The sequence below is a fragment of the Haloarcula sp. NS06 genome, from assembly GCF_051122755.1.
In the GTDB taxonomy this organism is placed as follows: domain Archaea; phylum Halobacteriota; class Halobacteria; order Halobacteriales; family Haloarculaceae; genus Haloarcula.
This window is the reverse complement of record NZ_CP184843.1, coordinates 56,989-70,112: the sequence shown is the minus strand read 5'-3', so window position 1 is coordinate 70,112 and position 13,124 is coordinate 56,989. Positions and strand designations below refer to the sequence as shown.

The following is a 13,124-nucleotide window of genomic DNA, read 5'->3' as shown; positions in this document are numbered from 1 at the left end:
ATTCCGTTGATGTTCCCGGTATCAACTTAATACAGGGCCAGAATTCAGCGTGTAGCAGACCGATAACCGAGCCGCCTAATTTGGGTCAGTACCGTCTATGAACTGTACCGCAACGGCAGTTAGCAGGCGGAGTAGGATACGAAGAGTTCTCCATCATTTCGGATTTGTGCGAATGTATTGCCGAAGCATTCGCTGGTTTGGATTTGAGTGTTCTCGGTAGTGTTTAGGGCTGTGATGGTAACAGCGAAGATCTCGACTCCATTCGGCTCGGCCTCCGCAACATTGTATGCAGTGCGCTCCGAACCCGGTTCGAGAGTGTAGGTCTCGTTGTGGACTGTCGTGTTCGTGGCATCACGGATGACTCGCACGTGGACATCTACACTCTGGTTCCAGTTATTTTCCAACTGTACTGAGTGATTGGGGTCGGGTTGGTCATCCAAACAGGCCCATCCACACTCTGTCGTGGTTGCTGTTGGGCTTGTTGGTGGTTCAGTAGTCGTAGGAACTGTGTCGGTCGGCGATGACGGGTCTTCCGGGGCCGAAGCTGGCGATAGGCAACCAGCAGTGAGGAATAGCACCGCAAGCAGTACGGGAACCAATCGGGATGAAGAAGTCACATCGTCTGATCGCTCCAGCTAAAATGAAAGTCTTGTGTACATTCTCTATGGTCAGCTCGGGTTACTGCCAACATTCAGTAAGTTCGATATCCGGTTGTTAACTACTTATTCTGTACTGAGCAGTAAACGGATTCTTGAGCCTGCCGTGGCCAGCATCTCGTAGTGGTTGCGAGTTGTGATTCACAAGGCTCTGGTGAATCACCGGATAGCGTCGGCTTCGACCGTTGAGAACTAGGGGTATGAAGCGGGAAACCGCCGATGGTTCATGTCGAAAATTTCCCGCTTCACGAGCAAAGTCGTTCAGTTAGCTAAAAATGCTGTTGGTGAGCGAGGCGAAGCCGCCCGAAGGGGGTGGCGGCTTCGCCGAGTATGCGGTGGTGTCGCTGCACTGTCTGCGGGTTTACCTGGAAAAATCCTACCGAGAAGCACTTGATTTGCTGAGCGAGATGCCACAAATACTCGGGGAGATCGGCCTCGACGCGGCCGATCTCCCCGACCGCTCAACGACTAGTCAAGTGGTTTGACAGAATCAAGACAGCACTCTGGCGAGTGCTGCTGCGCCTCTCGGCGCAGGGGCGCGAGCCATCCGATCACGCCGCTGTCGACGCAACGTTCTTCGACCGAGAAAACGCTCAGCAAACACTACTGTCAGCGGACGAGATTACCGGGTTCAGACACTCAAAGCGACAGCTCTCGTCGACACAGAAAGCCAAGCCATTCTGGACGTTCACTGTACGACTGAGAAACGCCACGACACGCAGCTCGGCTGGCAGGTCGCCCTCCGCAACGCGGGCGACCTTGCCAGCCTCGCTGCCGACAAAGGCTACGATTGGATGGATTTACGCGAGAAACTTCGCGAAGAGGGCGTGAGACCACTAATCAAACATCGTGAGTACCGGCCCATCGATCACGCGCATAACGCGCGGATCGATGGGCCTCGGATACCGCCAGAGAGCGATGTGTGAGACCGTCTTCTCCACGATCAAGCGCACGCTCGGCGACGCCGTGCGTGCGCGAACTTGGTACGGTGAATTTCGTGAGCTTGTTCTGATGTGTGCTGTTCACAACATCAACCAATCGCTGAAACCGTGAAATCACGCTACGTCTGGCGATTCACCACGGCCATTCACAACGCACTGTCTTTCGACGAATCGCACAGCAGTCATACGCGGAATGGCCAGCATATGATTCGACGCCACTCTATGACAGGAGTCTCTCGCCGGCCTGGAAGAAGACATCCGTACGGTTGCCTCCACATGGTTCGACCACCAAGCTCACCGCTCCGTCGACGAGTTTGCGTCCCATTACCCAGTAGCGTATTTCCAGTTTCGCCCACACGACCGGTATTCTGGAGCAACCCAGTACGGGATGGCCCAACTGTTCCGATTGTTTCTGCTCAAAGAACTTCACGGCTGGACCCACGAAACGGCACTCCGGACGTACCTCACCCACCACCCAGAACTCTGTGAGCAGTTAGGCTTGGAGACAGTCCCGGACCAGTCGACGCTATGGCGTACATGGCACGAACGGTTCACTGCGGATCTTCGTGAGACAATTGAGGTAGCCGCCCGGACGATTCTGATCAAAGCTCAGGACGCGGGTGTGACTGTTCCGCGTGAACCAGAACGGCAGCTTCCCTTTCAGCGTGACGAGGAAGAATCAGACACTGGTGACCAAGCAATCCTCGACGAAGCAGCATCGATTACGGACCATGTCAGCCGTGTCGTCTTCCCAGCCTTCTCACTGAATCGGGACGACGGCTGTGAGATCCATGAGAACGCCTACTGGGACTTACAAACGCATCTTGGGCTTCGTGATGGGCTGGCTGCCAACGAAGGAGCCCGCAGCTTCGTCTATGAGACGACCCGGGATCGGACGCCGTTAGGACACGCCCACCGCGATCAGATTCGTAATCTCTCGATTGAACAGGTCCGAGAGATGTACCGGCGAGCCGTAAATCGATTACTCGATGAAGTTGCAGAGACAGAGGAGTTCTTCCGAGCTGGGATCGCCGCTATCGATATTACTGAAGCAGACCCGTTCAAAGGCGACAGAACCGGACACGAAGACGAAATCATCGGCACGAAGGAGAAAACCGATGAATACGCTTACCAGTGGGCGACGGTCCAGTTGGTCGGCAACGCCGTTCCAATCGTGCTGGATGCGCGCCCGGTCCGAAAGGGAGAGACACGACTAGAAATCGTCGAAGACTTGCTCAACTCTGCCGAGGACCTCGTTCACGTTGATAACGTATTGATGGACCGGGAGTTCGACAGCCAACACATTCTGGAGATGCTTAGCCAGCGTGGACTGTCGTATGTCGTCCCAAAGCGAATGCAGACGAGCGAGAAAGCCCAGGCAAAACGGTTGCTCCGACGTGATCAAAACCGGTACGAGACCGACCGCAAGCTCCATCTTGGGAAGAACGAGTGGCACGAGACGACGCTGGTCTACCGTCGGAAAGAAGACTCTGAGCACGACGACCACCGGCAATACTCGGTATTCATGACAAACACCAGCAGCGCCTATCTTACCGAGTATGGGTATCGCTGGGAGATTGAAAGCGGCTATAAATCGATCAAGCGATTCATGGCCGCCACGACCTCGAAGGACTTTGGCCTCCGGTTCTTCTACTTCGCATTCGCGTGTCTGTTGTACTCGATCTGGCGAGCAGTGGATTTGCTCGTGCAGGTTGAGTTGACCGGTGAGTACGAGCACTCGCCAATTGTGACGGCTGATAACACGCTGACGCTGTTGAAGAAGGAAACGGGAATCGGATAGTGAGGGGCTCTCTCCGTGTTAGCGCCGCGTCTGAGTGGCTACACTATCCAAAGTCTTGGAAATGCCTCGGATTAGTTTCCAGTTCAACAAGAATCCTCGTTTGGAGAGGGATCTGAAACAGATTCCGATCGTCGATTCGACCGAAACCGCGCATTACAGTCCCGTTAAACCCGCTGTAGTCTCAACTTCCAATTGAGCGCAGTAGTTGAGACCGGTCAGCTCAATGCATATGCCTCAAGCCCTCTCTGGTCAATCGTTCAGAGTTGGTCGATTGGCTTGTTAATGATCTCGAAGACTTCGCTTGCACGGTAGAACCGATTGCGCTCTTTCCCAGTGAGTTCTTCGAGTATTCCATCATCTTCGAGCTGTCCGATCAGTCGGTTGGCTGTGCTGTATTCGACATCCAACCAGTCGGCTGCTGTGTTCACGTCCAAGTACGGATCTTCGAAGAGCCGCATCACCAGTTCGAGGATATTCTCAGACCGCTCGCTCTGGTAGCGCTGTTGATAGTCTTCTCGGAGGTGAGACTAGCAGGTTGGCCCGCTGGTGGGCCTCATCTGCTTGCGACTGCACGCCACGCAGGAAAAACAGGAGCCACTCTTCCCAGTCGCCGCGTTGACTGACAGCCAAGAGATGATCAACATAATCTGACCGTCGTGCGTTGAAATAGGAACTCAGGTAGAGATACGGCTCGGGCAAAAGACCGTCACGTTGTAGGAGGAGACTGATCAATAGCCGACCGAGTCGTCCGTTCCCATCGAGAAACGGATGAATCGTCTCGAACTGGTAGTGAATCAGCCCGATTCGGAGGAGTGGATGTAAATTCGTCTCTTGGCTCGCATACTCGAGCAAGTCTTCGAGAAGGTCAGGGATCTCGTTCGGTGGTGGCGGAACGTACCTAGCGTCCTGGATGTATGGCGTACTGCCGATGAAGTTCTGGGTTGTACGGAGTTCTCCTGGGTTGGCCTCATCTCCACGGACGCCCGAAAGCAACCGGTTGTGCATTTCGCACAGCAGTTCGACGGTAATTGGATCGCCAGCTGTGATCGTATCCAATCCGTGCGTCAGTGCGTGCAGATAGTTCACGACTTCCTGAGTGCCCTGCTGTCTGTCTTCGTCAATGAGAGCTTCCTGCCCGGCCTCATAGGCGTAGATATCCGAGAGGGTAGCATGTGTTCCTTCGATTTGCGAGGATTCCAAGGCTTCTTTTCGAATGAACGGTTCGATCAGGATCTCTCTCGAGCCGACGCGCGGGCCGATACCGTGGAGTCGACCGAGTGCCTGTGTCGCCTCGGCCAGCGGTGTAATGAGCTGTTCAGTGTCGGTTGAGGGGGGAAGCGGGTCAGGCCGGAACGCCGAATACGTCCCCTTTGGTGTCGTCGTGGGGATAATTTCGCCAGGGGCCGTCTCGTCGAAGTCATCTCGCTCCATCAGTGGTATTTCTACAAATATGCCAGCCACTATTGGTATTTTCGGACCTAAATCAAAATAGTAGTGGGGCTGATTGTACCGTTACAACTACTCGGGGTTCCAGGAGACGGATTTGATACACAGCTTTCTCCCCCTGTCTTGCGAGTGAAACAACTGTTCAGTAAGTGTACAAATTGAATACAGATATGTTGGACTCAAGGGAGTCTTGTTTCTTCGATTCGCACCCCATCCGGTCCAACCAAAATCACCAGTCTCTGACGATCGGTAGCGAGAGTCCACGTCTCATTTCCAGTCAACGCCGAAGTCTGTGTGTGAATTCGATACGTTCCAGGCGTTGTAAAGACCGTATCGAGAACTACGCCATGCTCAGGCTGTACCGATACTCTATATTCACCTTGTGCAACTGCAGTAGATGAATTCAATACCGTGGCCGTGGTATTGATTCGGATCTCATTCTTATCGAAATTATAAATGGAGAGGGGAACTGACTGGAAACCTTGTGGCGATGTCGCGTTGTCCTGTATTGGACTGGCTCGCCTACCCGTCCGTTCTACACGAGTTGATCCCGCTGTATGGATTCGGTACATCACAGTGTAGGGATTGCTATCGGAAACCGAACCGTCATCATATGTCGTAGAGCTACATCGAACAAACGCATACTGGCTACTCGATGAGCCGGCTACAGAACGGCTATTACAACTAATTTCGATTCGATCAGGTGACGTCTCATTCAGAAGTCGGTTGTGTAACCGTGTCTGTTCAAGGGTTTCAGCGTATCTAAGAGCAGACGATTCGTTTATTTCGGATGGTGGTGATGGTGCTTCACGAAATTGCGGTTCATCTGATACAAGATCTGTTCCGAGGAAAACACCTGTCGTACCAACTAGCAAAAGACCAATCACAAGAAACCCATAGAACAGGCCCTTTTCCATAGAGAACCCTCTGATGTTGGGCAGTAATAACCATTGATTGGTCAAAGGATTATTTATCCAAGGTAGTACTGACGGGAGATAGGTTGTTCCGTGTTTTTCTGCGTGGTACAGTGGTCACTAAGTGGACTGTACTGACCGTAGCCCCTCACCACATTTAGTCAGATTGTCATAAGCGGATTTGGAGTGAAACAGCCGTTCAATAGGTGTGCAAACCTACGATACGGAGGGCTAAGCTGTGTTACTGGGTAGTCAGCAGACAGGTCGCCGTTAGTTTGCAGCCAATATATTCTTCTCTCTCAAATACGACCCCAGGAGTCCTACTAGGACAACAATAACGGCGAGGATGCCAAGTTTAACGAATTGCATTGGGGGAAGGAGTGGAAAGTCAAATTCGGGGCCAAGCAGGTGAAACGCGATTCCGGGGACAGTAATGAGTGCCTCAGTGCGAAGTCCCGTCAAACCCTCTGACGGCAGGAACGCAACTGCGGCAAGGAGAATCCCATAGATGATGAACGGCAGTTGGTAGAACAAGTAGACGAAGAAGAATCCACCGCTCGCACTCGTCCGAAGGCGATAGTACTGCTCCTCATAGACAACCACATACTGACCTTGGCCGGGGTTAATGTTGTCACCGAAGTTGAATGGCTCCGGAAAGTCTTCTTGCCCGTAGATTATGTGGTAGCCGTCAGGGGATTCGATAGCTCGTCGAACAGAATCTTGCGCGGAGTTTGGGAGATCCTCATACTGGAGTACCGGACTGTTTTTATTGATGTCGGATTCTTCGATGGGATTAGTACTGAGAGAAGCCTGCTGGCCCCAGTCTAACATTGTGATCGGAGCACCGATGAGTGAGGCTGCAACTAGGAGGGCAAAGATGGAAAGGACCAATCGATGATTCATGAGTAGGGTGTCTGGAGAAGGAGATAAATGTCTTGTCTGTACTGACCGTAGCTCCTACCACATTTAGGCGGGTTGTTAGTAGTGGATTTGGAGTGAAACAGCCGTTCAGTGGGTGTATTGACCATGGCAGCGACTAACCGAACATGCCGTTGCTGATCTTACTCCTCGACGCGAAACCCCTGTGCGGGCCCGGTAGGATATTCCGGGCCGATGATCGCGTCACAGCCGTCCACGGCGAGGGTCGCTTGGAGCCTGTCGGAACCGTCTCGGCGGAGTTGAACGTACCCGTCCCGAGAGCCCCGTGGGGCTTCGTCGACCGCGGCACAACTGGCTGTAAACCACGTCAGCGCCATCAGTTCGGTCCCGTCTATCGTTAGTTCGACCGTGTACTCCGTCTCCCGTGCACCGATATCCTCGAACTCAATACCGCGTTCAGATGGGAGTTCGTACTGGCCCTCGACGACGGCGTTCCCGTTCTCATCGCGGACACGAACGGTTGCGGTTTCTGTCGTGGTGGTGTAGTTTACGATATAGAGATCGTGTGGCCGTTCCGGCGTCTGTGACGGTGTGGAGGATTCTGTCTCGGGGTCGAGGGTCGACGTCTCCGTTTCGGTTTCTGTCGCGGTTGAGATTGGAGGGTTATTTTCAGTATCGTCACCAAAGCTCACCTCCATACAACCGGAGAGAGACAGGGAAAGTGCTGAGATAGAAAGCAATCGTCGACGATTCATACTGTTGCGTGGAAATGAGTGTGTAAATGCTTTGTGAGGGGTATGTGAACTGGTAGTAATTCAGTCAGATTACGAGAAGAGGTGCTATGTAGAGCATCTGTACTGAATAATGCTCACTCAAACTGCTTAGCGACATTGAGAGCTGTATATGTTTTTCTCTATTACCAGTCAGACGACTTTTTGGGCATATCGTGGCCAGTCTATCGCGTGGTTGCGAGTTGTGACTCTCAACGCAGTGTCTTTCGACGGATCGCACAGCAGTCATACGCTGAATGGCCAGCGTATGATTCGAAGCCACTCTATGACCAGAGTTCTCTCGCCGGTCTGGAAGAAGACATCTGGACCGTTGCCTCCACATGGTTCGACCATGAGGACCACCACTCCGTCGACGAGTTCGTATCTCACTACCCAGTAGCGTATGTCGAGTTTGGGCCACATGACCAGTATTCTGGAGCTACTCAGTACAAGATGGCCCAACTGTTCCGACTGTTTCTGCTCAAAGAACTACACGGTTGGAATCATGAAACGGCACTCCTCACGTATCTCACACACCACCCTGATCTCCGTGAGCAACTAAACATAGAGACAGTCCCGGACCAGTCGACGCTATGGCGTACATGGAACGAACGGTTCACTGCAGATCTTCGTGAGACAATTGAGGCAGTTGCGCGGACGATTCTCATCAAAGCCCAGAACGCGGGCGTTGCTGTTCCGCGCGAGCCAGAACGTAGCTTTCCATCGCAAGATGACGAAGCGAACAAATCAGACCCAAACGATCAAACCGTCCTCGACGAAGCAGCATCGATTACAGACCACGTCAGCCGTATTGTCTTGCCAGCCTTCTCGTTAGATCGTGGTGGTGGTTGTGAAATCCACGAGAACGCGTATTGGGACTTACAAACGCATCTCGGACTTCGAGAACGGTTGGCTGCTAACGAGGGGGCTCGCAGTTTCGTTCACGAGTCGAGCCGGGACCGGACGCCGTTGGGACACGCCCATCGGGATCAGATTCGTGATCTCCCGATTGAACAGGTTCGAGAGATGTACCGACGAGCCGTGAATCGATTATTGGAAGAAGTAGCGGAGACAGAGGAGTTCTTCCGAGCGGGGATCGTCGCTATCGATATTACTGAAGCAGACCCGTTCACAGGCGACAGGACCGGGCACGAAGACGAGATTATTGGGACACAGGAGAAGACCGATGAGTACGCTTATCAGTGGGCGACGGTCCAACTGGTCGGCAACGCCGTTCCAATCGTGCTGGATGCGCGCCCAGTTCGGAAGGGCGAAAGTCGGAAAGAAATCGTTGAGGATCTGCTGGATTCAGCCCAAGACGCTGTTCACATCGATAACGTACTGATGGATCGTGAGTTCGACAGCCAGCATATTCTGGAGATGCTCAGCCAGCGTGGACTGTCGTATGTCGTCCCAAAGCGAATGCAAACCAGCGAGAAAGCCCAGGCCAAGCGATTGCTCCAGCGGGGTCAAGACCGATACGAGACCGACCGCAAGCTCCATCTCGGGGAAGAACGAGTGGCACGAGACAACGCTGATCTACCGACGGAAGGAGGACTCTGAATATGATGATAACCGGCAGTACTCGGTGTTCATGTCCAATCGCGGTAGTAGCTTCCTCACTGAATACGGGTATCGCTGGGAGATTGAAAGCGGTTACAAATCGATCAAGCGATTCATGGCCGCGACGACCTCAAAGGACTTCGGACTCCGATTCTTCTACTTCGCGTTCGCGTGTCTCCTGTACTCGATTTGGCGTGCGGTGGATCTACTCGTACAGGTCGAATTGACCGGTGAATACGAACACTCACCAATTGTGACAGCCGACAACACGCTGACGCTATTGAAGAAAGAAACCGGAATCGGATAGTGAGGTTCTCCACCCGTAATAGCGCGGTGTCTGAGTGGCAACGCTGTCGGAAGTCGCCGAAATTCGCGCATGTCGTTGAAATTTCATAGGAATAGCCGTTTGGAGAGCAATCTGAGCCAGTTCCCGATCACTGAAACAGCCGAAACCACGCATTACAGTCCCGCTAAACCCGCTGTAGTCTCAACTTCCCTCTCCAAGAAACTCGCGGCCGTCTTCGGTGAGGCCGTAGAACTTCCAGGGATACCCCTGCCGGCGCTGGTCGTCGTCCAAAGCGACCTCCGTGACGATGCCGGCGTCGATCAGCTTCTGGATGTGCTTGTAGACGGTCGCATCGCTCACACTGGGATTGAGCTCCTCGAGTTCGTACATCGATGGGAGCTGTTGGGGGTGAGCGAGAATATCGCTGATAAGCGAAAACCGTGTCTGCTGTGTAATGAAGTGGATGACTTCCCGTGGCGTCGTGTCGTCACCGACACCCGAACCAGCCTCCATAACGATGTATTCGGCCGGGCGTAGCAAAGTAGTTTACCCGAGAGTAAACTACCGAGCCGACTCACTATGATGAGTGTACCGCCAAGCGAGTAGGACAGAATAATTCACTGGTCCTCACACTCTTCCCACTCCGGACGTGGTGTCGGGGACGGGAGTTCGTCAACCTTAGTTCGAAGTTCGTCCTTTGTCGTCCACGGGAAGCACCGTTCGTGGAGTTCGAATTTACGGAATTTGTTGAGATGGACCCAACTGTACGTTGCCGGCTCTTCGTCCTCATTTGTCCGGTCGTCGATCACATCCCACACCTCTTGTTCGTCGATGTCGAGACCGCTTTCTTGGGCGCGATCAACGAGCGACTCGATTTTTGCTTGGACGTCATCCTCCGACAAATCGTCTGCGAACGCAATCTCAAGGGCGGCCTGAACGACGTGCTGTGTCGAGTCAAAGTTCTCGTCAGTCGCCCACGCGTAATCACGTGGGAACACGTACGATTTGTCGAAATACGGTGGGTCATCAATCTCGCCCAATTCAGGCGCCTCCCCACCACTCTCCTTCTCGAAGACCCCGACGATGTAGTCGCTGTACGTCGCGAGCAACGAAAACATAATATCGAACGTATTGAGCCGGTCAGTCGGGAGTTCAAGGAGGTCACCCATGATGAACGGATAGGCACCGAGCTGCTTCGTGAGTTCGTTCTGGACGGCGCGAAGCCGGCGGATATAGGGGTCGCGATAGCTCCCCAAGATGAAATACGATGTCCGTTGACTCCAGAGATACTGGCAATTCACGCTGGGTGAACCGCCAGATTTCCCGTTTCTCTGCAGGCTCAAGTTCGATGCCCCCGACGGCCTCGTGAACAACGGTCATACACCGCTCCAGCATCCGGCGGCGGGCCTGGGTCAGTCATTAGCCGCCGATTCAAACCACACCACCTTATCCCTTCTGAATCACTTTGGTTTTTTCTGGATTAACCAACTTGGGTGACCCTAACTGTTATAGCGTCCTACCTCGTACCAGCACGTATGAGCGAAACCGACACTGGCGCGGCCGATGCAGGGCCGTTCGCGGAACAGCAACGGCTGTTCAAGCTGCTGTCCCAGGATACCCGCCATCTCATCATCCAGGAGCTGCTGGGCCATCCCGCCCATCTGATGTCGCTCGCCGAACTCGAGTATATGACCGGGAAGAGCCAGGCGGCCATCAAAGACCAGTTGGAGACGTTGATCGACGCCGGGCTCCTCGCACGCTACACGTACGATCCAAGCGAGGGGAAACGTGATCTCCCTGCCCAGTTCTACGGATTCACAGAGCGGGGGGTCGAGGTCCTCCACGACTACAAGTATCTCCGTGGGCTTCCGGTCGCACGTGCCCTCTACGAAAACACGCGCAAGACCGAGAAAATCGAGCGCCACGAAACGGCCCCTCGCCCGGAGCTTCCGGATGCCGTCGCGGAAGCCCTCGAGTTCGACGAGCCCGATCTCGAGGCCGTCGATGGTGGCACAAACCCATAGTTCGTCGTTGAACAGCACCGTTCTCGACGCTGCAGAGAAGGTACGCCGACTTCGTACCTAGGGTCAGGACTCCGTGGGCTCCAGCATGGCTGGCTCGACGTTGATCCGGAGGCGATACGTACTGTCGGTCGACCCGGTGTCGGGTCGCGTCGGGTCCAGTGAGGAATACCCACTCGTGAACGACGCGACGAGTTCCTCGCGGGCAGGGAGGTCGATGCCGAGCTGGTCGGCGAGGTAGACGATCCGCTTGGTCGCAGCGCCGTTGTCGAGGCGTTCGAGGTACTCGCCGACAGTGAGCCAGTCACAGCCCCGTTCGTCGGCAGTACGCAGCGCGGTTGCGAGTTCCCGAAGGCCACCACGGAACTCGGGGTGGTCCGCACAGTCGACCAGCGTCTTCTCCAGGTCGCTGACCTGTATGGTCGTACCCTCGATCGAGGTCTGGTCAACGCCGAAGAATTTCCGCCCGGTGACTGTCGTGACGCGGTACGAAACACCGTGGATCTCCCGGCTTTTCGCTCGGGTCGGCGTAACGACGTACACCGTCCGTGGGACCTGTTCGGTCAGCCCGTGGTGGCTGAGGGCGCTGTAGTAGCCGATGTACATCGGCTCGGCGACGTGGGCGGCGATGAGGTACTCGTGGGTGGTGTACATGCCTTCCTCGCCGGCTGCGAGTGGGATGATGAGGTATTGGCCGGGAAACAGTCGGTGGAGCCCAGCCTTTCTCGGTGAGCCGGGAGGCAATCTCGCGGGCGGTGTTTGGGGGAACCTCCAGCGTCGTCTCGATGTCGTCGACGGTGATGATCTGGTGCCCCGCGCCAGCGAGCTGTGCAAGGAGTCGACTTTCTCGAGTCGAGAGCCCTTGGCGTATATTTTGCGATTGTTCTATGACACTCATACCTGCGTTTCTTACATAGAATATAGTCTCATACCTGCTTTAGCCTTGCCTCATCCTTCTTAGCTTCCTTAACCAACACAAAATCATCCAATAGATATGTGTTGGTTAAGAACCGTCACTCATTATGTAGAATTGCGGAAAGCCCCGATAACGAGACAATCAACGATTGACTCGGCGGGTCACCCGCTAGGTTGAATGACCGAACGATGCCGAAGGTGTGAGCGGCCTGTTCCAAGCCCTGCTTGGACAGGCCGCGAAACTACCGCAGCCACGGCTGAACGAGCGAAAACAGGCATTCAGCTTGGTTAATGTGGACGCCGTCGGGTGAAACATACCGCTCTTTGTGCACGACCGTGCGATGGTCAAACTCCATCTGTCGGTACGCTTGGAGTCCGTCGGTCCAGACCTCTCCCAGCGGCTGGGAGAGGTCTTCAGCCTCCTGTATCACCGGTTCAAGATCGCCGCTGTAGTCGATGCCCAGTTGGCCGCGAATCACGCGTAGCGAGTCGCGGCACGCCGCGACGAGCGTCAGCTGATCACCGTGACGACCTCGCCAGCGTGATCGGCCTGTTTGGGACGAGCCGCCGCGAGAACGGCTGTTCCGCGGCGGCTCTTGGCCTTTGTAGCCCGAACAAACCTCCCCAGATTCGTCGACTTGCGTCGGTTCATCGATTGTCTGGTCGAGTAGCTTCCAGACGACGGGGAAGCCGCGTTGAACCGCGCCTTCCACGTCCCGAATGGCTGTATAGACGGTTCTATAGGCTCGACCGAGAAACGGCGCGATCTGGTTGATACTCAGCAACGTATCAGCGTACAGCGTGAACGCGAGAAGCACCTCGCCGCAGGAGAGGTGCTTCTCGTGAAACGGCGTGCCGTAGGTGAAAACCGGCTTGAAATTGCAGTCACGGCACCAGATTCGGTCGATACTCTCCCAGGCATTCGTCTTTAG

General features: G+C 54.5%; 6 protein-coding genes and 6 pseudogenes. 4 read left to right on the top strand and 8 right to left on the bottom strand.

Annotated features, from left to right (window positions below; all coding sequences use genetic code 11):
• Positions 1 to 882: 882 nt before the first annotated feature.
• Together ACODNH_RS02705 and ACODNH_RS02700 are read left to right on the top strand one after the other, a co-directional pair.
• Positions 883 to 1,709 (top strand): annotated as a pseudogene (locus ACODNH_RS02705) (IS5 family transposase).
• A gap of 19 nt (positions 1,710 to 1,728) precedes the next feature.
• A pseudogene (locus ACODNH_RS02700) lies at positions 1,729 to 3,398 on the top strand (transposase).
• Between the two features lie 257 nt (positions 3,399 to 3,655).
• Here the strand turns inward: ACODNH_RS02700 and ACODNH_RS02695 are convergent.
• The 4 genes from ACODNH_RS02695 to ACODNH_RS02680 all read right to left on the bottom strand — a co-directional run bounded on the left by ACODNH_RS02695 (position 3,656) and on the right by ACODNH_RS02680 (position 7,329).
• Positions 3,656 to 3,856 (bottom strand): hypothetical protein, encoded by a 201-nt coding sequence (locus tag ACODNH_RS02695; RefSeq protein WP_434530300.1) that lies wholly within the window; start codon positions 3,854 to 3,856, stop codon positions 3,656 to 3,658.
• Positions 3,857 to 3,875: 19 nt separating this feature from the next.
• Positions 3,876 to 4,829, bottom strand: coding sequence for a Fic family protein (locus ACODNH_RS02690; protein WP_434530299.1), 954 nt, complete (start codon positions 4,827 to 4,829; stop codon positions 3,876 to 3,878).
• 1,199 nt (positions 4,830 to 6,028) lie between these two features.
• Entirely contained in the window at positions 6,029 to 6,661 is a 633-nt protein-coding gene (locus tag ACODNH_RS02685) for a hypothetical protein (protein ID WP_434530298.1), read from the bottom strand.
• Between the two features lie 158 nt (positions 6,662 to 6,819).
• The gene (locus ACODNH_RS02680; RefSeq protein ID WP_434530297.1) at positions 6,820 to 7,329 is read right to left on the bottom strand and encodes a hypothetical protein; all 510 of its coding nucleotides are present in this window, start codon (positions 7,327 to 7,329) and stop codon (positions 6,820 to 6,822) included.
• Positions 7,330 to 7,599: 270 nt separating this feature from the next.
• On the opposite strand from ACODNH_RS02680, the pseudogene ACODNH_RS02675 reads away from it, so the two are divergent.
• A pseudogene (locus ACODNH_RS02675) lies at positions 7,600 to 9,277 on the top strand (transposase).
• A 189-nt stretch (positions 9,278 to 9,466) separates the two neighbouring features.
• On the opposite strand, the pseudogene ACODNH_RS02670 reads toward ACODNH_RS02675, so the two are convergent.
• Positions 9,467 to 9,769: pseudogene (locus ACODNH_RS02670) on the bottom strand (PadR family transcriptional regulator); the annotation flags it as partial.
• A gap of 104 nt (positions 9,770 to 9,873) precedes the next feature.
• Entirely contained in the window at positions 9,874 to 10,599 is a 726-nt protein-coding gene (locus ACODNH_RS02665; protein WP_434530296.1) for a hypothetical protein, read from the bottom strand.
• 192 nt (positions 10,600 to 10,791) lie between these two features.
• On the opposite strand from ACODNH_RS02665, the gene ACODNH_RS02660 reads away from it, so the two are divergent.
• Positions 10,792 to 11,280, top strand: a complete 489-nt coding sequence (locus ACODNH_RS02660) for an ArsR family transcriptional regulator (RefSeq protein ID WP_434530295.1) — start codon at positions 10,792 to 10,794, stop codon at positions 11,278 to 11,280.
• Positions 11,281 to 11,343: 63 nt separating this feature from the next.
• Here ACODNH_RS02660 and ACODNH_RS02655 read toward each other — a convergent pair.
• Positions 11,344 to 12,175 (bottom strand): annotated as a pseudogene (locus ACODNH_RS02655) (type IV toxin-antitoxin system AbiEi family antitoxin domain-containing protein).
• A 122-nt stretch (positions 12,176 to 12,297) separates the two neighbouring features.
• Positions 12,298 to 13,109 (bottom strand): annotated as a pseudogene (locus tag ACODNH_RS02650) (IS1595 family transposase); the annotation flags it as partial.
• Between the last annotated feature and the right edge of the window lie 15 nt (positions 13,110 to 13,124).